Below are 19,435 nucleotides of genomic sequence, written 5' to 3' on the forward strand. Positions count from 1 at the left end.
GCACTTATGTTTCTGGTTTGCGGCGAAGCACTGTTTGATATTTTCACCCGCGCTGAGGACGGCGGCTCCCTCAATCGACTGGGGTTCGATGCCATTGCCGGCGGTTCTCCGTTTAACGTCGCCATCGGTCTGCGGCGCATGGGCGTGGACGCCACCTTTTTTGCCGGGCTGTCCACCGACTACCTGGGACGCCGCCTGCGCGCCGTGCTGGAGCAGGAGACGGTCAATGCCGATCATCTGGTCGACTTTGATTCACCCACTACGCTGGCGATGGTCGCGGTAGGCCCCGATGGCTCGCCCACTTACAGCTTTCGCGGTGACGGTTGCGCCGACCGGCAATTGCGCCTGGAGCACTTGCCTGAACTGGGCGAGCATGTCCGCGGTATTCAAGTCGGTTCGTTCTCGCTGGTGGTGCAACCGATTGCCGACACGCTGCTGGCGCTGGTCGCCCGCGAAAGCGCCACACGCCTGATCTCTCTGGACCCCAACGTGCGCCTCAACCCGGCGCCGGACATTCAGCGCTGGCGCAGCCAGATCGCCTCGTTCGCCGAGCACGCGCACTTGATCAAGGTCAGCGATGAAGACCTGCACCTGCTGTACCCGGAAAGCAGCCCACAGCAGATCGCCGAAGGCTGGCTGGGCAAGCACACGCAACTGGTGGTTGTCACACGCGGCACTCAAGGTGCCAGTGTCTTCACTCGGCAGCACGGTACATGGTCGGTGCCGGCCAAAACCGTGGTGACGGCGGATACGGTGGGCGCAGGCGACACGTTCCAGGCGGCGCTGTTGACGTTCCTGAGCGAACGCCAGCTGGACACGCCAGAAGGCCTGGCGACGCTGTCGCGGGCAACACTGGACGAGATGCTGAATTTTGCCGTCGGCGCAGCCGCGCTGACCTGTACGAAAGTCGGCCCGGACCTGCCGTATCGGCATCAGTTGGGGTAAAAGGCTTAAACGCTACCCCCATGCATCCGCATCAGTGGCGGTGCATGGGCGATAGTCTTCGTGAGCCAGCTCACGAAAGAGCCATTACTGCCGCTTTAAAAGCAACTGAAAAAAAGGCCTGATCAGGCCACCATTCCGGCCTTGATACCTCTGATGCGGGTGTTGATGTCGTCCGCCACATCATTCTGCTTGTCCTTGAGCGCGTCCTGGACTTTCTGGTCGATGGCCAGTTGGTCCTGAGGCGTCATGGCGTCGTAGTTTTTCTGGGTGACGCCCGTCAGCTTCTCGCGCACTTTCTCTTCGGCTGTCTGCTTCAGAGAATCCATGAACTTCTGTTGTACCGAATCCGTCGAGGCGGTGTCAGAGGCGCTGGCAGCGCTAGCCACCGAACCGATGAAACCGTTATCGCTATCACCCGTCTTGGCCGACAGTGACGTATCACCGGCAGACTTCAGGTTGATCATCATCCGTGCAAAGGATTCGTTGTATCCGCTGTTGTCCTGCTTGCTGTCCTGCGATGTTGTATCGCTGGTCTGCGCCATGACCGGTGCCGAACCTGAACTCAGGCCAGCGGCGGCGACCGCACTGAAAGCGTCCTGAGACACCTCATCCACGGTCTTGCGCCCGACGACCGCTCGGGAAACCAGCTGCTCAAGCGCACTCGTGCCAATAATCATCTCTTCACCTCTTGATGAACATGCTGCGCAGGTTCAACAGCAAGTCCGGTGCCAACTCGGTGAATCGTCTTTAATCCATTGATTTATATGATTTTCACTCGAAAGACCAAGACACCCGGCGTCAAAAAAACAGGTGTAGGTTGCCGATTGCGGCAAGCCTTCGCCGGGAAAACGCTGCCGTCAGTCCGGCGTGTGATCCAGGCCGAGGCCCAGTTGCCCGATGGGCATCGGTGCGGAGAAGTAATAGCCCTGAGCCTGGGTCGCGCCGATCTCGCGCAGCAGCTCCAGGGTTTCCAGGTCTTCGACCCCTTCGGCAACCACCGTCAGGTCAAGGGATTCAGCCATGCGCACAATGGCGCGGACAATAGCCCGACTGCGCACACTGGAGGCCAGTCCGAAAATGAACGACTTGTCGATTTTCAGGCCACTGAAATGATACTGATGGACATAACTGAGGGACGAGAAGCCCGCGCCGAAATCGTCCAGCATGACCGACATGCCCTGCTCCGCCAGCAGTTGCATCGACAAACGCGCCTGCTCGGGGTCGGCCACCAGCGCGCCCTCGGTCAGTTCCAGGCACAGGCGCTGAGGCGCAACATTGTGTTCGGCAAGCATCGCCAGCACTTCTGCAGAGAAGGTCGGACGCGTGATGCTGTAACTGGAGCAGTTCACATGCACCGGCGGCCACTGACTGTTCTCGGGTTGCGCCAGAATGGTGATGACCCGGTTGAGCATGTACAAATCCAGTCGCCCGATCAGGCGCAGGCCCTCCAGCGCAGGCAAAAAGCTCTCCGGCGCGATGATCCGGCCATCCGGCGTGCGCCAGCGGATCAATGCCTCGAGGGCCTGCAGCTCGCCGGTGTTGACGCAGACAATCGGCTGAAAATAAGGAATCAACTGATCCGTGCGCTTCAGCGCGGTACGCAATGCGCCTTCCTGCTCGACCTGATCCAGAACCTCTCGGCGCAGTGCCTGGTTAAACACTGCAAAGCTGTCACGTCCGCCATTCTTGACCCGATACATGGCGGTATCGGCATCGCGCAAAAGATCAGCCGGCTCTTGATGGAACTGGCTGTCGGCACTTACCACACCAATGCTGCAGGAAGAGAACACCGTGTGGTCATCAATCACGAAGGGCTGTTCGAACGCGGTCAGTATCCGTTGGGCGATGTCCATGCCGGTCTGCAAAGGCGCATCGATGCTCAGCACGGCGAACTCGTCACCGCCCAGCCGCGCCAGCAGATCACCCTCGCGCATGCAACTGCGCAGCCGCTCGGCTGCCTGGATCAACAGCATGTCGCCGCAATGATGACCCAGGCTGTCATTGATCATCTTGAAACGATCCAGATCGATAAACATGACCATCAGTTGCTGGCCGCTTCGGCAGAACGCCTGCCAGGCGTGCTTGAGGCGATACTGCAGATGACTGCGGTTGGGCAGCCCGGTCAGCGAGTCGTGGGAATTTTCATGTTGCAGCCTGGCATTGGCCTGGTCCAGCTCCCGGGTTCTGTCGCGAACCCTGGCTTCGAGGCGCAGGTTCGCGGTATGAATGGCTTCCGCCGCGTTGCGGCGAGACAAGGCAGTGTCGATGTGGCGCGATACGAAGGTCAGTAACTCCTGATCACGCTGGGTATAGCTGACATCTTTCGAATAGCTCTGCACCACCAGCACGCCACGCACCTGTTCCCCATCGAACAAGGGAATGCCCAGCCAGGAAAAAGACGGGGTGGGGTCTTTCTGGACTTCAATCTCTCCGAGACTTTCCAGCCTGCGGGCATCTTCGTAGTCGATCAGGCAAGGTCGTCGCTGACCGATCACATACTCCGTGAAGCCACGCTGCCCGCGTCGGGAACGCGGTGGCACGGGCCTGTACTCGTCGATGTAATACGGAAACGTCACCTCGCCGGTGGTGCTGTCATAGAGCGCGATGTAGAAGTTCAGCGCCACCAGCAACTCGCCGACAATCATGTGCAGGCTGTGGAACAGCTCGTTCATGTCCCCCGGCTGGCTGGAAAGCTCGGCAATCCGGAACAGCGCGCTTTGCAGGTGCTCGGCGCGCTCGCGGTCCTTTACTTCTTGCCTCAGCGCATCGTTGGCCGCACAAAGCTGTTGCGTGCGCAGGGCCACGATCTGCTCCAGATCGGCACGCCGTAACAGACGGTCCAGCGCCATGGCCACATAGCGCGAGACCACCGCGAACAACGCCCGGTCCTGAGCGCTGTAGACGCGAGACACGTCGTACACCTGCATCGCTACCATACCGAACACTTCGTCCGAAGCGTTCTTCAGGGGCGCGCCCATCCAGAACTCCGGCAACCGTCCGTAGCAAAAAAATCGGCCTTCGTTTTTGGCCAGTTCGATACACGACGCGCCGAGGAACAGGGGCTGGCCGGTACTCAGGACATAACCGGTCAGGGAAATTCGATCCGGGTCGATGAACTCGAACGCCTCGGCCGCCATTGCCTCGTCATCGAACCGGTCGATGTAATAGGGATAGGTGATCTTGCCGCACTGCGGGTCATACAGGGCGACGTAGAAATTTTCAGCATCGATCAACGTGCCCAGTTGTGCATGGATGCCTTGCAGGAAAGCACCACGATCAAGCGGCGAACTGGCCAAGAGGCTGATCTCATACAGTACCCGTTGGGTATTTTGCGCCCGCACCAGTGCCGCCGTTTGTAACAATGCCCCCAGCCTGCCTGCCAGTTCCACCAGGTGCGGATGGTCTTTTTCGGCCATCGGAGCCAGCACCCAGCCCAGCACGTCTTCACCCTGACCGGCGACGCGGCGATCAAGCTGCAACTGCTGGCAGAACGTATCAAAGTCTTCCGCAGCGATGTGCCCGGGCCACACAACCTTGTCGTCACCCTGCCCCAGCAGGCATTTCAGGTCACCGGCAGCATACGCGGCCCAGGCAATATCCGGCATGTGCGCCTGGGCTGCGCTCAGCACCGCATCGATGGAGTCCATGTCCGACAAACCGTCGGGACTGTCATTCAGCGCGTAGCCGTGATCGGAGGCCACGCTCGGGCACAGGTCTGTGGCCAGATTAGAGACAGTCATTGAAGCACCAGATACAGAAGCCGACGGCGGTCATGATTGAAACCATGACCAGAGGTAACACATGTGTAGCGACATTGTTGCAAAGTTCATTCCTTTTTGGCAGACCTCTTTCATGCACCGGGACGGGTATGTGACGCAGGGCACTATCCGGCCGCCGGACCGGTCAGATTCAAGCGAGGCGTGAAGCCCGCAACAGCGATAACCAAACGGCGACTACGCTAACCTCCGGCTTCACGCCAATCCCCCCACTGAACAGGTGACAGTAATGGTCAAGACTTACAGCTACGCAGCGCAATCGGCGAAAGACGTGCTCAAGCCGTACCAGTTCGAACGCCGCGCTCCGGGCGCCGATGATGTGCAGATTGATATTCTTTACTGCGGCGTTTGCCACTCCGACCTGCACACGGCCCGCAATGAATGGCACAACACGCTCTACCCGTCGGTGCCCGGCCATGAAATCGTCGGCCGGGTGACTGCGGTAGGCGCCCATGTCACGCAATTCAAGATCGGCGACATCGCCGGTGTCGGTTGCATGGTCGACAGTTGCCAGCAGTGCGCATCCTGCGCTGAAGGCGACGAGCAGTACTGCGAGAGCGGTTTTACCGGGACTTACAATGGCCCGGTGTTTGGCGGTGAAAACACCTTCGGCGGCTACTCCGACACGATTGTGGTCAAGGAAAAGTTCGCCTTGCGTGTTTCGCACGATGCCAATCTTGCGGCGGTCGCGCCGTTGTTGTGCGCGGGCATCACCACGTACTCTCCCCTGCGCCACTGGAAAGTCGGGCCGGGCATGAAAGTCGGCATCGTCGGTCTGGGCGGCCTGGGCCATATGGGCGTCAAGATCGCGCATGCGATGGGTGCCCATGTCGTACTGTTCACCACATCCCCCGACAAGCGCGAGGATGGCCTGCGCCTGGGCGCCGATGAGGTGATCGTGTCCCGAGACCCGGCGCAGATGGCAACCCAGACCAACCGCCTGGACTTCATTCTCAACACCGTTGCAGCGCCGCACGACCTTGACGCCTTTCTCTCGCTGCTCAAGCGTGACGGCACCATGACACTGGTCGGTGCTCCGGCAGAACCGCACCCGTCGCCGGCGGTTTTCAACCTGATCTTCAAGCGCCGCAGCCTGGCGGGTTCGCTGATCGGGGGCATTCAGGAAACCCAGGAAATGCTGGATTTCTGTGCCGAGCACGGCATCGTCTCGGACATCGAAATGATCGCCATGCAGGACATCAACGAGGCCTACGAGCGGATGCTCAAAGGCGACGTCAAATACCGCTTTGTCATTGACATGGCGAGCCTCAAGCAGGAGGCCTCTGCCGCCTGAAAGACTGTCCGTTAGAGGGAAGCTGGTTGCCAGGGAAGGCAATGCCTGCAAAAAAATCTTGCCGTACGTCGCGCAGCGGGAACTGATGCCCGGCATTTTCTCACTGACCTCCCATACTGTTCAGAAAAGTATCAGCGCTCATTCGCCGGTTTCACGGCGTTTGTGGCCCGGAAAACGCATGATCAGCGCTTGACGACTGATAATAATGAACTTTTTATTACAACTTAGTGACTACTCTTGACTGCCGGTAAGTCTCAAGTTCACGAAGTCCTTGCAGATATTGATGTCAACGGACGTTTAACAGGTGAACGGAATATGAAACTACGAGCGACAGTCATCTGCAAACGCGACGGCCAGGTGCTTTACGTACGCAAACCGAAATCCAGGTGGGCATTGCCGGGTGGCAAGATCGAATCTGGAGAAACCCCCGTTCAGGCCGCAGTACGCGAATTGAGCGAGGAAACCGGCCTGGTGAATCTGGACCTGCTGTACCTGGCGGCCTACGAAAAAGATGAAGTGACCCATTATGTGTTCATGACACAGGTCCCAAGCTCCATCGAGCCGTCACCGCAAAACGAAATTTCCGCCTGCAAATGGCTCGCCTCCAAGAACCTCGGCGACCTCAAAGCCAGTAGCGCCACCAAAACCATCGTCAAATCGTACGCCCTGCAGGGCTGAGGCATTCTCAGGCAAAACCGGCAGAGTACAGGGGCGCCGCATGATCGGGTTGAACCGTAGAGCCTGATGCTGTTCTGAAGCAGCAGACGGTTCATTCACTTCACCCCCGTCTCAGGAGATCCCCATGACTCAGACCGCCCTGGTTGTTGGCGCAAGTGGCATTGTCGGCGGCGCAATCACACAGTTGTTGCTGGAAAACGATTGGCAGGTTGCCGCCCTCTCCCGTAGTCCATCGACCCGGCCCGGCGTGATTCCCGTCGCAGCAGACCTTCAAGACCCCGAATCCGTCACTGCAGCGCTGGCCGACCTGAAGCCCACTCACGTCTTTATCACCATATGGTCGCGTCAGGCCACCGAAGCGGAAAATATCCGCGTCAACGCCGCCATGGTGCGCAATGTGCTGGACGCCGTCCGGCCTGCGGGCAGTGTTCAGCATGCGGCACTGGTCACCGGCCTCAAACATTACCTCGGCCCGTTTGAGGCGTATGGCAAAGGCACGCTGCCGCAGACCCCGTTCAGAGAGACACAGCCACGCCTGGAGATCGAGAACTTCTATTACGCGCAGGAAGATGAAGTCTTCGCCGCCGCCGAAAAAGATGGCTTCACCTGGAGCGTGCATCGTCCGCACACCGTGACCGGCGTGGCCGTGGGCAACGCGATGAACATGGCAACCACCCTGGCCGTCTACGCGTCGATCTGTAAAGCCACTGGCCGACCTTTCGTCTTCCCGGGCTCACGCGTGCAGTGGGACAGCCTGACCGACATGACTGATGCACGCCAACTGGCCCATCAGCAGCTGTGGGCTGCCACAACACCCGCAGCGGCCAATCAGGCGTTCAACATCACCAACGGCGACGTTTTTCGCTGGAGCTGGATGTGGGGCCAGATCGCAGAATACTTTGGCGTAGAGCCGGCAGCCTTCCCGGATCAGCCTTCACCGCTGGAAACCCAGATGGCCGATGACCAGGCTGCCTGGACCGACATTGTCCGTGAGCACCAGCTCAAGGAAGCTGACATCAACCGGTTGATCTCACCCTGGCACACCGATGCCGACCTGGGTCGTCCGATTGAAGTGGTCACGGACATGTCGAAAAGTCGCAAATTGGGCTTTACGGCGTTTCAGGCCAGTGACGATGCCTTTTTCAACGTGTTCGAGAAATTGCGTAAAGACCGTCTTATTCCCTGAGGCCTGGCTGTTCAGGCGGCTCCCGTCCTCACTGGCGGGCGCGGGAGTCGGCGGTCATTCAGTGCAAAGCACACGCAACAAAAAAGGGCCAACCTTCTTGACTATCGTGCCGACGCTCCGCGTCGGCATGCAGTTCGTGACGCTCCGCGTCACACGGCGGTTCTGCGGTGTCAGTGATGGTTGTTTACGGCTCAGGGCACCTTTTCGCCCCTCGGCGACCTACTTTGATGGGGCCAAAGTAGGCAAAGCCCTAAGCTCCGTTTCCGGCCCGACTTCGTCGGGTTCCTTCGCCCTGACACTGATCCGGGGGTCGCCGCAACGGGCCATCCCTGGCCCGGTGCGGCTAGCCTGGCGTCCTGCCAGGCTACCCCCGAATCAGCGTCAAGGCTCTGCCGTCACTTACGTCGCACTCTGCGTCGCCAGTGCCAGTGCCATCGCCACAAAAAATCGCTTTGATTTATGTGCCGTGATTACGGGCACAGCATGACATTGTGCCGCGGCGGCTAATGTGACGCCGAGCGTCACGGCATGCATAGCAATACAGGACATCAGTACGAAAATCGTCAACAAAAAAGGGCCAACCTTTCGGTTGACCCTTTTCTTACCGCCCAGCAGAGCGGAGAAAGGGAACCTCACAGTCGAAGACATTTTCTACACCGACTGAACCTCAGGAATAGGCTGACAAGCTTGAAGCTGTCATCAAAGACCTCTAGCGCCATACCATCTTCAAGCAAGGCACTACCCACCAGCCAATCGAGTTACTGTGCGAAGTGCTCGATATACCTCGCTCTTGCTACGACTACCATTGCCTGCGATGCTCGCCCCAGACCCCAAGCGGGCTTGTCTATGGATCAGGGTCAATGAAATATTCAGGCAAAGTCGAAGCGCAGCGGCGGCCGCAGTATCGTGTCGATGATGCAGGAGGATGGCGAGCAACTCGGTCGGCTCAAGGTGCGTGGCCTGATGCCAGAACTGGGATCAATCAGCAAGCAGCCGGATTAGCATCCTTGAAAAACAACATTGGAGCACCCTGACATCTCGGATAGTTGAATCGAGAGTTTGATCTACCCGCGCCCAATCAGGTCTGGTGTGGCAACATCACCTACATCCGGGCACAAGGGAAATGGCATTGCCTGCGATTGTAATGGGCCTCTTCACGCACCGGATGGTGGGCTGAGCGTTTTCGAACAAGCCAGATACGGACTTGATCAAAGCGGAAAGCCTCAAGGCATGCTGTTTCACTCCAAGGTACCCAATATGGAAGCCGACAGTTTTGCAAGCGGTTTTGGCGATACCGCATGAGCATGAGCATGAGCATGAGCCGCCAGGGTAGCCGGGGTAATTGCTACGACAACTCGCCATTGGAGCGAGTGTTTCGCAGCTTGAAAGCTGAATGGATACCGTCTGTGGGCTATATGACAGCTCAAGAAGCGCGCCGCGACATCAGCTACTACCTGATGCCTCTTTACAACTGGATTCGGCCACACTAGTTCAATGATGGACGGACACCCACTCAGTACGAAAAAACACTTAACGTCGTATCAAGGATTAGTTGACAATTACGGTCCGGCATACATCAGACACGCAGCTCAATTGGCTAAAAGCCTGGCATTTTGAGGTTGCGAGCAATGAGCACCACCTTAACAAGAAGGTGTTCAAGCTATACAGATCAATAGGTTAGGTATGGTCGTTCACATTTGCTCGTGTGAATGCCACTGTGAATGAGGTGTGAACGTTCGTGTGAACGACGATTTGAACGAGAACAGACGTTCTCATTGCAGTGTGTGAACGATGCCTATAGATTGTGAACGTTTTCTCAAGGCAACAAAAAAGGGAACCCTTTCGGATTCCCCTCTCGACCGCCCAGCAGAGCGGATTTTGTTTGGTAGGCGCGATTGGACTCGAACCAACGACCCCCACCATGTCAAGGTGGTGCTCTAACCAACTGAGCTACGTGCCTGCTGTGGGGCGGCATTCTACGGATATTCGATTACCTGTCAAATTCTTTTTTGCAGTAACTCTCTGAATAATTGAAATTTTTGCCCTGACCAACAAAGCGTCACGCACAAAAAAGGGCCAACCTTTCGGCTGACCCTTTTCTTACCGCCCAGCAGAGCGGATTTTGTCTGGTAGGCGCGATTGGACTCGAACCAACGACCCCCACCATGTCAAGGTGGTGCTCTAACCAACTGAGCTACGTGCCTGCTGTGGGGCGGTATTCTACGGGTATCGAGTTGTGTGTCAATCTGTTTTTTTCGCTAACCCTATGAATTAAAGCGGTTTTTGCAAAAAAACCTGCATCAGCCCTTTTCGCTCAATGCTGGCAGAGCGTTCGCGTCTCGGGTAGGATCAGCGCCATCGTCAAGAATATTAAACGGAGCATCAGGATGGCAAACACGCCTTATCCTCAGTCCTACTACGCTGCCTCAGCCAATCCCGCGCCGGAGCGCCCCGCTTTACAAGGCGAGGTTGAAACCGACGTGTGCGTCATCGGCGCCGGTTACACCGGCTTGTCCAGTGCGCTGTTTCTGCTGGAGAACGGATTCCGTGTGACAGTGCTGGAAGCTGCCAAGGTCGGGTTTGGCGCGTCCGGACGCAACGGTGGTCAGATCGTCAACAGCTACAGCCGCGACATCGATGTGATCGAGCGCACCGTCGGGCCGCGACAGGCGCAACTGCTGGGGCAAATGGCCTTTGAGGGTGCATCCATTATCAGGGATCGTGTGTCACGCTACGGCATTCAGTGCGACCTGAAAGATGGCGGTGTGTTTGCAGCCATCACCAGCAAGCAGCTGGCGCATCTGGAAGCCCAGCAGCGACTATGGGAGCGTTACGGCCACAGCAAGCTGGAGTTGATGGACAAGCGCCGGATCAACGAAGTCGTGGCCTGCGATCAATACATCGGCGGTTTGCTGGACATGACCGGCGGCCACATTCACCCCCTCAACCTGGCGCTGGGTGAAGCTGCAGCTGTCGAAACACTGGGCGGCACGATTTACGAGCAGTCCGCAGCGATCCGTATCGAGCGCGGTGCCAGCCCGGTCGTGCATACCGCTCAGGGCAAGGTGCGGGCGAAGTTCATCATCGTGGCCGGCAACGCTTATCTGGGCAATCTGGTCCCGGAACTGGCAGCCAAATCGATGCCCTGCGGCACTCAGGTCATCACGACCGAGCCATTGAGTGACGAACTGGCCAAAACGCTCCTGCCGCAGGACTACTGCGTCGAAGACTGCAACTATTTGCTGGATTACTACCGCCTGAGTGCCGACAAGCGTTTGATTTTCGGTGGTGGCGTGGTCTATGGCGCGCGCGACCCCGCCAACATCGAAGCGATTATCCGGCCAAAGATGCTCAAGGCATTCCCGCAGCTCAAGAACGTCAAGATCGACTACGCCTGGACCGGCAACTTCCTGCTGACCCTGTCACGCCTGCCCCAGGTCGGAAGGCTTGGCGACAATATCTATTACTCCCAGGGTTGCAGCGGTCACGGGGTGACCTACACCCATCTGGCGGGCAAGGTGCTGGCCGAAGCATTGCGCGGGCAGGCCGAGCGTTTCGATGCGTTCGCCGACCTGCCCCACTACCCGTTCCCTGGTGGTCAGATGCTGCGCACACCGCTTACCGCACTGGGCGCGTGGTATTACAGCCTGCGTGACCGGCTAGGGTTCTAAACCTTCAACCCGCACAAAAACGGCACCTCTGAGGTGCCGTTTTTGTTGATTTCATTTAACGCTGCGCTCCAGCGTTCTTCTGGCCTCACCTGCCGCCTGCTCCTGACCCGCCTTCGCCAGCGCATCGGCTGCCTGCAACCAGCGCTGCCGATCGACGTCGGCGGGCAACTGACGAGGCGACTGAACCAGCACCGCCCAGTTGCCTGCGTCTTGCCAGGCGGATGCGAAGCTGCTGAAACTCATTGAGTAGCGACGATCCATGCCAGTGCTCAGCAAGACCGTCTGCTTGATCCGGTTGTAGCCGATCAACACCGCATAGCGCGGTCCTTTCCAGAATGCAGAACCTTGGGAAAAGCGCAGCATGACCGGGTAACCGGCCGAAACCTGAGCCAGCAGGTCCTGCAACTGGCCATCGAGCGGGTAGACCATGAAGCCGTATTCCCGCGCGACGTTTTGCATGTTCTGCTCCAGTCGGCCTTCGGCACCCGGCAGTTGCAGCGGCTTTTCGAGCAGGCCGGGAGTGGTCTGTACCTGCTGGTTGGCCAACATGCTCGCCAGCACCATTGGCCCACTCTGGTGCGCATTGCCCCGGAAGAACGGCACCGAGGTCAGTTCGACCCGGTCCGGAAGGCGCTTCATCTGCGGGGTGACCATTGATGAACAACCGGCAAGGCCAATGATCAGGGCCAGGACCAGCCAGGACCGTCTGGCGCCAGCGGCACCGACAATGAGAGAAACCGATGACATGCTTACTCACTTCAACTGATGTCGGGCAACCCGCGACCCGATCCGGACGTCGATGATAGAGCCGTCCGGGTTCCGGGTATAGCGTTGTGCAGCAGTGCATCGAAGGCAATAGAGCAAATCGGTCATAGCCCGATGCCATTGGTCAATTAACCGAAACATGCTTCGTACTAGAATGTCAGTTATCAAGACCGTGGTAAAAAAGCAGGATGTGGAGGCACTTATGAGCCTGGAACTGACAATCGTGATGCTGATCGCTTCGTGGCTTGCCGTCTCGAGCGCCATGCTGTGGGGGGTCATGCGCGTCTCGCGTCGCCATCATCCACGCAGCGCTGCGCCGCTTGCCGTGCAGAAACCGGAAATGACCAAGCCTGTAAACGGTCAACCTGTCGTCGCTGGCTGAAGAACATCACCCTGCCCCTGTGCAGGTGAACAATGCCTTGAACGTAAAAAGGTCGACCCGTATGAACGGGTCGACCTTTTTTCCAGCAAAGCCGGCTATCAGCTATGTGACACTCGCGCGGCTTTTCTGCGCCTTGCCCTGCGCACCAGCATGTTCAGGCCTTCGATGGCTGCCGAGAACGTCATGGCCGCGTAGATATAGCCTTTGGGCACATGAGCGCCAAACCCTTCGGCGATCAACGTCATACCGATCATGATCAGGAAGCCCAGCGCCAGCATGACCACCGTCGGGTTATCGTTGATGAACTTCGCCAGCGGGTTGGCAGCCACCAGCATCACGACCACGGCACTCACGACAGCAATGATCATGATCGGCAAGTGCTCGGTCATGCCCACGGCAGTGATGATACTGTCGATGGAGAACACCAGGTCCAGCATCAGGATCTGCACGATGGCCGCGCCCATGCTCAACGCCACTACCGAACCTAAGGCTTTCTCTTCGTCAGTCTTGACGTCCATGCTGTGATGGATCTCGGTAGTCGCTTTCCAGACCAGGAACAGGCCACCGGCAACCAGAATCATGTCTTTCCACGAGAACGCCTTGCCGAACACCTCGAACACGGGCTCTGTGAGTTGCACGATGTAGGCGACGGTGCTGAGCAAGCCCAGGCGCATGACCAGCGCCATGCCGATACCCAGTTTCCGGGCTTTCTCCCGCTGATGCTCCGGCAGCTTGTTGGTGATGATCGAGATGAAAATCAGGTTGTCGATGCCCAGCACGACTTCCATCACGACCAGTGTTGCCAGGGCGATCCAGGCTGCCGGGCTTGTCACGAGTTCCAATAGGTATTCCATAGATCACTGCCCTGCCTGAGCCAATAGTTTCAAGTTAGATTTCTTTATCGGACTTTTTTTCGGTGTCAGCCGAGCTTGGTGGCGACTCCAGCACTGAAAGTTCCTGCCGGGTCTCTTCAAGCGCTTTGGTTGCGGCCTTGTGAGTATCGTCCACCGCCTGTTTTGCGGTGTTGGCGGCGGTATCAAGCACCTGCTTTGTGGATGACTCTATCTGATCGCATCCCGCCATTACCAGCAGCGAACAGCTCAAAAGCACAGCACACATGGGTTTGTTCATGGGGTCCTCGATAAGCAAGGCCGGGTATTGGTGTCGGGTCCGGCGTTGCGAAGCATTCTAAACACCTTGAAACATCAGGAAAATTCGATTTTATAACGCGTATACTTCGGTTTTACCGAATCGGCGATAACCATGCTCAATTACCGTCAGCTGCACTATTTCTGGGTCGTGGCCAAAACCGGGAGCATCGTGCGCGCCTGCGAGCAGTTGAACCTGACGGCCCAGACCGTCAGCGGGCAGATCAGCCTGCTGGAGGCCTCGCTGGGCGTCGATCTGTTTCAGCGCGTGGGACGACAATTGGAAATGACCGAAGCCGGTCGACTCGCACTGCCCTATGCAGAGCAGATGTTTCAGCTGGGCAATGAACTGGAGAACCTGCTGCGTTCGCAACCTGACGAGCAGCAGTTGCTGTTTCGCATCGGCGTGGCCGATGTCGTGCCCAAATCGATTGTCTACCGTTTGATAGCGCCGACCATGAACCTCAGCGAGTCCATCCGCATCACCTGCCGTGAAGACAAGCTGGAACGGCTGCTGGCGGATCTGGCGATTCAGCGCCTGGACCTGGTGATCTCGGACAGCCCCATGCCGCCGCATCTGGACATCAAGGGCTACAGCCACCGACTGGGCGAATGCGGAGTCAGTTTTTTTGCAACCCGCGAAGTGGCCGAAAGCGTCGGGACCGACTTTCCACAGTGCCTGCATGGCGCACCGCTGTTGATTCCAGGCCAGGAAACCGTGGTCCGCGGCAGGCTAATGCGCTGGTTTGCCGAGCAGAAGATTCAGCCGCGCATTGTCGGAGAATTCGATGACAGTGCGCTGATGAAGGCTTTCGGCAAGTCCGGCAGCGGCATCTTCGTTGCGCCCAGCGTAATTGCCGATGAAGTACAGAGCCAGTATGGCGTGCAGGTGATCGGCCAGACCGATGCCGTGACCGAGTCATTCTACGCAATCACCGTGGAACGCAAGGTCAAGCACCCCGGCGTTGTCGCCATTGCCGAAAGTGCTCGAAACCAGTTATTTACCGACGCGGGATCAGCGCCTGGGCCGCACGCGGACCGCGATCAAGCTTGATCAACAGCAGCGCCAGCGCTATCGCCAGAACAATGATGCCGGCAGCGGCGAAACCGACGTTACCCAGCCCCAGGTGATCGATCACTCGGCCACCAATGACGGCGCCGATCCCGATGCCCAGATTGGCGCCGGCGATGTTCAGAGACGCCGCAAACGCTGGCGCTTGGGGCGCAGCCTTGATCAGACGGACATGGCTGACCAGAAACAGCGCCGCCTGGGTGATGCCCCACACCGCCAGCGCAAGTGCCAGCGCCACCACCGAGTGAATGCTCGGCACCACCGCCACCATGCCCACCACCATGAAGGCGCAGAACACCAGACTGGCGATCAGCGGGTGGCGATCGACCATGCGCCCGCCGAGCGAATTACCGAGCAGGCCTACCGCGCCAAACCCCATCAGGCACCAGCCGACCAGATTGCCGTCGAAACCGGCCAGACGCTCCAGCATGTCCGCCAGGTAGGTGTAAGCCGTGAACATGCCGCTGAAGACCAGTATCGACAGCAGCACATGGCCTTGCATCATCGGGCTGCGCAGAATGCCGAATTGCTTGAGGATCGACGCCGGGTTTTTCTTTGCGGCAGTGCTTGGCAAATAAACCGCCAGCAGCAGCGCCTTGGCGAAGGCCAGGCCTGAGAGCGCGAAAAACGCGCTGCGCCAGCCGAACGCGTCAGAGATCAGAGTGCCCACGGGGATGCCAAATACCGTGGCGCAGACAATTCCGAAGCCGATTCTGGCAATGGCTCGCCCGGCGAACGCCGGCCCGGCAATGTCGACCGCCGTTTCACTGGCCAGCGCCCAGAACACGGGCAGCCCCAGCGCGGGAATCAGGCGCGCAATACCCATGACCGGCATATTGGGGGCCATCGCTGCAAGCGCATTGGACAATCCGAACAGGATGAGGATGCTGATAAACAGACGCTTGCGCTCGAAGCGCGAAAAATAAGCGGTCAGGAACGGACCGAAGGCGGCGACCGTAAAGGCGAACAGCGTCACCAGCAGGCCTGCCTGGGAAACCGTCACATCCAGGTCACGGGCAACAGCAGGCAAAAGACCAACAATGATGAATTCTGTCGTCAGTACCGTGAAACCGGCAGCCGACAACAGAAGTATGGGCAACAACATGAAAACTCCAGAACAACGATACAGGCCGTGATGACAGCGCAACATGCAGGGGGATTAAAGCGGGATGGAGCACTTATCGCCGCACACAGGCCCCGAAGCACCTGGAAGACAGGGCTGATAGCCTGATGGCGATAAATACAGCCTCTGTGGGAGCGAACCAGCTCGCCCCCACGAGACGGGTATACAGGATGGAAGCAGAGCGTAGAAACAAAACCACCCGCCTCCAGGCCTTAGAACTTGCCCATGAAGTCCCGCTTGCCGATTTCTACACCGTTATGACGCAGGAGGTTGTAGGCCGTGGTGACGTGGAAGAAGAACTGAGGCAAGGCATAGCTGAGCAGGTAAGCCTGACCATTAAGGCGCTTTTCCTTTTCAGTGCCCGGACGTAGCACGATCTCGATACCTTCTTTGCCGTCGACCTGATCGGGCGTGATGCTACCGATGAACGCGAGGGTCTTGGCCAGCAGAGCCTGCAGCTCTTCGAAACTGGTTTCAGTGTCGTCGTACTGCGGAATCTCGATGCCTGCCAGACGAGCCGAAGCGCCTTTGGCGAAATCGACGGCAATCTGCACCTGACGGGTAAACGGCAGCATGTCCGGGAACAATCGGGCCTGCAACAGGGCGGGCGACTGGATCTTCTTCTCGGTCGCGTGGGCTTCGGCCTTGGTCAGAACGTCGCTCAGCGCGTTGAGCATTTGCTGGAAGACAGGAATGGAAGCGGCGTACAGGGAAATAGACATGACGTCTCCTGGGTGGGAAAGGCGCAATTATAGACTGACCCGACGCGAAACACCGTGACACTTTTCAGCCTGTAGACCGATGCAAGCAGCAGGTACTGGCAATAATTCCTGCCACGCCCTACGCTGATCCCCCGCCATCACTCAGGGAAGCGTCATGTCCATTGAATCATCCGTCACCGAATCCTCCCCGAATGCCGAGGCGTTACAGCTCAACAGCACGGAAGTGCGCATTCTTGGCTGCCTGATCGAGAAACAGGCAACCCACCCGGAAACCTACCCGCTGACCCTCAACGCACTGGTCATCGCCTGCAATCAGAAAACCAGCCGCGATCCGGTGATGAACCTGACTCCGGGCCAGGTGGGCCAGAGCCTGCGTGCGCTGGAAGGTCGCGGCCTGACCCGGCTGGTCATGGGCAGTCGTGCCGATCGCTGGGAGCACAGGGTCGACAAGGGCCTGGAGCTGGTGCCCGCGCAAGTGATCCTGACCGGACTGTTGCTGCTGAGGGGTCCGCAAACCGTGAGCGAGCTGCTCACCCGCAGTCACCGCATGCACGATTTCGAAGACAGCGAGCAGGTCGTTCATCAGTTGGAGCGCCTGATTGCCAGAGGGCTGGCGACGCTCGTGCCGCGCCAGTCCGGGCAACGCGAAGATCGCTACATGCACCTGATCGGTGACCCGGCGGACCTTCAGGAGCTTCTTGCCTCACGGCACCAGGCACCGGAGCGCAGCCCCCACAGCCCGGCCGCAAACCAGCGCATCGAGGAGCTGGAGGCGCGTGTCGCAGCACTTGAAGAGCGCCTGGCCAGGCTGGAGTAATCAAGGGTATGCCCTGCTCGCCCTCGCGCTGGCAGGCAAATCGAAATCAGCCGGCTCTGGCGAACGCTGCAGCCTGCTGATATTGCTCGTCCGTCGGGCGAACACCGGTATAAAGCACAAACTGCTCAAGGGCCTGAATCGCCGCCACTTCATCACCGCTCACGACGCGTTTGCCTAGACGGCGTGCGAGCTTGATCAGGGGAGTTTCGGCAGGCGTGGCCACGGCATCGAAAACGGTGTCGGCAGCGGCGACGGCCTGTTCGTCAAACGCCAGTTCATCAGACTGCGGGCCTTGCATGCCCAGCGGTGTGACATTGACCAGCAACGCGGGACGCGCGTCGCCCAGTTCCGCCTGCCAGCGAAAACCGCAGGCCTCGGCCAGACGCCGGCCGGTGTGTTCATTACGCGCCACGATCAGGCCGTCGGTGAAACCGGCATCGCGCAGCGCAAAGGCGACCGCCTTGGCCATTCCGCCGCTGCCACGCAGGGCAAACGCGCTACGCGGTACGGCGTGGCTGTCCATCAATTGCGCCACGGCGATGTAATCCGTGTTGAACGCCTTCAAATGCCCTTCCGTATTGACGATGGTGTTGATCGACTGGATGGCGGCGGCCGAAGTGTCCAGCTCATCAACCAGTGCTATGCAGGCTTCCTTGAACGGCATCGATACGGCGCTGCCGCGAATGCCCAATGAGCGGATGCCCGCCACGGCAGCCGCCAGGTCATTGGGCGAAAAGGTCTTGTAATAGAAGTTGAGGCCCAATTGCTGAAAAAGATGATTATGAAAACGAACGCCGAAGTTTCCCGGGCGTGCGGCCATGGACATGCACAACTGCGTGTCCCTGTTAGCCGTGATGGGCATGCTGTTTCCTCCAGACGGTAATGGCTTGAATCTTCGACAAAAGCGTAAGCTATGCAGCACTGAATGCGAGCGCGCACCTTACATAAAATTTACTCAGCACTTTCGCAGATTCTTACAATTTCGATGTCATAGTGTTATCCCGTGGCAGTGCTTGAGAATGATGCAGGCGCGCGACAACGGGTTGAGAGCGAGGAACAGTCATGATTCGTCAAATCCCCAAAATCGCCTTGTTTGTAGGTGCCTTGGCCCTTGCTGGCCAGGCGAATGCTGACCGTGGCTGGGGTGGCCCTGCCGTGGTGGGTGCTATCGTAGGCGCCGCCGTTGTCGGCGCGGCGGTATCTTCAAGCCATGACAGAACGGTCTACGTAGAACGTGAACCGGTCTACGTGCAGCAGCGGCCGGTCTATTACGCGCCGCCGCCGGTCTACTACCAGCCGGCACCGGTCTACCAGGTTGTCGAGCGCTACCCACCACCGCCGCCTCCAGGTTATTACTACCATCGCTATGGCCCGCCGCCACCTCCAGGCCCCGGCTACTATTACGGCCCGCCGCGCGGCCGCTGGTAACGGAACAAAAAACCCGCCTTCATCGGCGGGTTTTTTTATGGTGTGCGCACAACCCTGTCTGCGGGTGCAATGCCGCTAACCGGTGTTGTTATCAATGACCACTATTGAGAGCGTCGATTTCTGCCGTGATCGATTGCCCCCTACAGTAGCGGCATGGATTGAGGAGGCAGTTATGAACAAGGTACACATCATGTCCGTCGTCGGTAGCGCAGTGCCCGCCCCGCTCAGAGCGCAAGGTCTGCTGGCCTGCTGGTATCTGATTCAGGACGGTGAACCGGTCAGTGGCCCGCTCGCGTCCCTGCCGGTCGCCGAAGCGCTATACCGGCAGATGCAGCCCCGCCTTCTCAACAGCTGATTGTTTACGAACCTCGTGCGTTGCTCCGCACATCCCCTTGCCCGCCTCTCCTGATGCGGGCTTTTTTAGGCCT

Annotated in this window: 18 protein-coding genes, 2 tRNA genes and 1 pseudogene; 11 read left to right on the forward strand and 10 right to left on the reverse strand. The window is 58.6% G+C overall.

Annotation, left to right across the window (positions count from 1 at the left end; all coding sequences use genetic code 11):
- The first annotated feature begins 6 nt into the window (after nucleotides 1-6).
- Nucleotides 7-945 carry a carbohydrate kinase family protein gene (locus BW686_RS04880; RefSeq protein ID WP_084914860.1) on the forward strand — a complete coding sequence of 313 codons (939 nt, stop codon included), beginning with the start codon at nucleotides 7-9 and terminating at the stop codon, nucleotides 943-945.
- Nucleotides 946-1,067: 122 nt separating this feature from the next.
- Here BW686_RS04880 and BW686_RS04885 read toward each other — a convergent pair whose 3' ends face one another.
- Nucleotides 1,068-1,622, reverse strand: a complete 555-nt coding sequence (locus BW686_RS04885) for a hypothetical protein (RefSeq protein ID WP_084914862.1) — start codon at nucleotides 1,620-1,622, stop codon at nucleotides 1,068-1,070.
- 180 nt (nucleotides 1,623-1,802) lie between these two features.
- A complete protein-coding gene (locus tag BW686_RS04890; RefSeq protein WP_179149175.1) occupies nucleotides 1,803-4,685 on the reverse strand; it encodes a bifunctional diguanylate cyclase/phosphodiesterase in 2,883 nt (960 codons plus the stop codon).
- A 265-nt stretch (nucleotides 4,686-4,950) separates the two neighbouring features.
- Here BW686_RS04890 and BW686_RS04895 point away from each other — a divergent pair, with 265 nt between their 5' ends.
- The 4 genes and pseudogenes from BW686_RS04895 to BW686_RS27060 all read left to right on the forward strand — a co-directional run.
- Entirely contained in the window at nucleotides 4,951-6,015 is a 1,065-nt protein-coding gene (locus BW686_RS04895; RefSeq protein ID WP_084914865.1) for an NAD(P)-dependent alcohol dehydrogenase, read from the forward strand.
- A 315-nt stretch (nucleotides 6,016-6,330) separates the two neighbouring features.
- Nucleotides 6,331-6,693: an NUDIX hydrolase gene (locus tag BW686_RS04900; RefSeq protein WP_084914867.1), complete on the forward strand. Its 363-nt coding sequence runs from the start codon at nucleotides 6,331-6,333 to the stop codon at nucleotides 6,691-6,693.
- 124 nt (nucleotides 6,694-6,817) lie between these two features.
- The gene (locus BW686_RS04905) at nucleotides 6,818-7,879 is read left to right on the forward strand and encodes an SDR family oxidoreductase (RefSeq protein WP_084914870.1); all 1,062 of its coding nucleotides are present in this window, start codon (nucleotides 6,818-6,820) and stop codon (nucleotides 7,877-7,879) included.
- A 716-nt stretch (nucleotides 7,880-8,595) separates the two neighbouring features.
- A pseudogene (locus BW686_RS27060) lies at nucleotides 8,596-9,435 on the forward strand (IS3 family transposase); the annotation flags it as partial.
- A gap of 327 nt (nucleotides 9,436-9,762) precedes the next feature.
- On the opposite strand, the gene BW686_RS04920 reads toward BW686_RS27060, so the two are convergent.
- Together BW686_RS04920 and BW686_RS04925 are read right to left on the reverse strand one after the other, a co-directional pair.
- Nucleotides 9,763-9,839 (reverse strand) — tRNA-Val (locus BW686_RS04920).
- A gap of 167 nt (nucleotides 9,840-10,006) precedes the next feature.
- Nucleotides 10,007-10,083, reverse strand: a tRNA-Val gene (locus BW686_RS04925).
- 183 nt (nucleotides 10,084-10,266) lie between these two features.
- Between BW686_RS04925 and BW686_RS04930 the strand changes: the two genes are divergently transcribed.
- The gene (locus tag BW686_RS04930; RefSeq protein ID WP_084914876.1) at nucleotides 10,267-11,550 is read left to right on the forward strand and encodes an NAD(P)/FAD-dependent oxidoreductase; all 1,284 of its coding nucleotides are present in this window, start codon (nucleotides 10,267-10,269) and stop codon (nucleotides 11,548-11,550) included.
- 51 nt (nucleotides 11,551-11,601) lie between these two features.
- Here BW686_RS04930 and BW686_RS04935 read toward each other — a convergent pair whose 3' ends face one another.
- A complete protein-coding gene (locus BW686_RS04935) occupies nucleotides 11,602-12,297 on the reverse strand; it encodes a hypothetical protein (protein WP_084914878.1) in 696 nt (231 codons plus the stop codon).
- 220 nt (nucleotides 12,298-12,517) lie between these two features.
- Between BW686_RS04935 and BW686_RS04940 the strand changes: the two genes are divergently transcribed.
- Nucleotides 12,518-12,697 (forward strand): hypothetical protein, encoded by a 180-nt coding sequence (locus BW686_RS04940; protein WP_084914881.1) that lies wholly within the window; start codon nucleotides 12,518-12,520, stop codon nucleotides 12,695-12,697.
- A 98-nt stretch (nucleotides 12,698-12,795) separates the two neighbouring features.
- On the opposite strand, the gene BW686_RS04945 is transcribed toward BW686_RS04940, so the two are convergent.
- Both BW686_RS04945 and BW686_RS04950 read right to left on the reverse strand, forming a co-directional pair.
- Complete coding sequence (locus BW686_RS04945) at nucleotides 12,796-13,551, reverse strand: TerC family protein (RefSeq protein WP_084914884.1); 756 nt, start codon at nucleotides 13,549-13,551, stop codon at nucleotides 12,796-12,798.
- Between the two features lie 34 nt (nucleotides 13,552-13,585).
- The gene (locus BW686_RS04950; protein WP_084914887.1) at nucleotides 13,586-13,828 is read right to left on the reverse strand and encodes a hypothetical protein; all 243 of its coding nucleotides are present in this window, start codon (nucleotides 13,826-13,828) and stop codon (nucleotides 13,586-13,588) included.
- Between the two features lie 132 nt (nucleotides 13,829-13,960).
- Here BW686_RS04950 and nhaR point away from each other — a divergent pair, with 132 nt between their 5' ends.
- On the forward strand, nucleotides 13,961-14,899 hold the full coding sequence (nhaR, locus tag BW686_RS04955; protein WP_084914890.1) for a transcriptional activator NhaR: 939 nt from the start codon (nucleotides 13,961-13,963) through the stop codon (nucleotides 14,897-14,899).
- Here nhaR and BW686_RS04960 read toward each other — a convergent pair.
- Both BW686_RS04960 and BW686_RS04965 read right to left on the reverse strand, forming a co-directional pair.
- The gene (locus BW686_RS04960) at nucleotides 14,847-16,022 is read right to left on the reverse strand and encodes an MFS transporter (RefSeq protein ID WP_084914893.1); all 1,176 of its coding nucleotides are present in this window, start codon (nucleotides 16,020-16,022) and stop codon (nucleotides 14,847-14,849) included. The two genes, nhaR and BW686_RS04960, sit on opposite strands and share 53 nt — an antisense overlap.
- 230 nt (nucleotides 16,023-16,252) lie before the next feature.
- Nucleotides 16,253-16,762, reverse strand: coding sequence for a DUF1993 domain-containing protein (locus BW686_RS04965; RefSeq protein WP_084914895.1), 510 nt, complete (start codon nucleotides 16,760-16,762; stop codon nucleotides 16,253-16,255).
- 154 nt (nucleotides 16,763-16,916) lie between these two features.
- Here BW686_RS04965 and BW686_RS04970 point away from each other — a divergent pair, with 154 nt between their 5' ends.
- A complete protein-coding gene (locus tag BW686_RS04970) occupies nucleotides 16,917-17,579 on the forward strand; it encodes a YceH family protein (protein WP_084914897.1) in 663 nt (220 codons plus the stop codon).
- 46 nt (nucleotides 17,580-17,625) lie between these two features.
- On the opposite strand, the gene BW686_RS04975 is transcribed toward BW686_RS04970, so the two are convergent.
- On the reverse strand, nucleotides 17,626-18,441 hold the full coding sequence (locus BW686_RS04975; RefSeq protein WP_084914900.1) for a shikimate 5-dehydrogenase: 816 nt from the start codon (nucleotides 18,439-18,441) through the stop codon (nucleotides 17,626-17,628).
- 200 nt (nucleotides 18,442-18,641) lie between these two features.
- Between BW686_RS04975 and BW686_RS04980 the strand changes: the two genes are divergently transcribed.
- Together BW686_RS04980 and BW686_RS04985 are read left to right on the forward strand one after the other, a co-directional pair.
- A complete protein-coding gene (locus tag BW686_RS04980) occupies nucleotides 18,642-19,007 on the forward strand; it encodes a hypothetical protein (protein WP_084914902.1) in 366 nt (121 codons plus the stop codon).
- Between the two features lie 172 nt (nucleotides 19,008-19,179).
- Nucleotides 19,180-19,362, forward strand: a complete 183-nt coding sequence (locus tag BW686_RS04985; protein WP_084914904.1) for a hypothetical protein — start codon at nucleotides 19,180-19,182, stop codon at nucleotides 19,360-19,362.
- Nucleotides 19,363-19,435 lie beyond the last annotated feature (73 nt).

It is taken from the genome of Pseudomonas syringae (genome assembly GCF_002157375.1).
Classification (GTDB): Bacteria; Pseudomonadota; Gammaproteobacteria; order Pseudomonadales; family Pseudomonadaceae; genus Aquipseudomonas; species Aquipseudomonas syringae_T.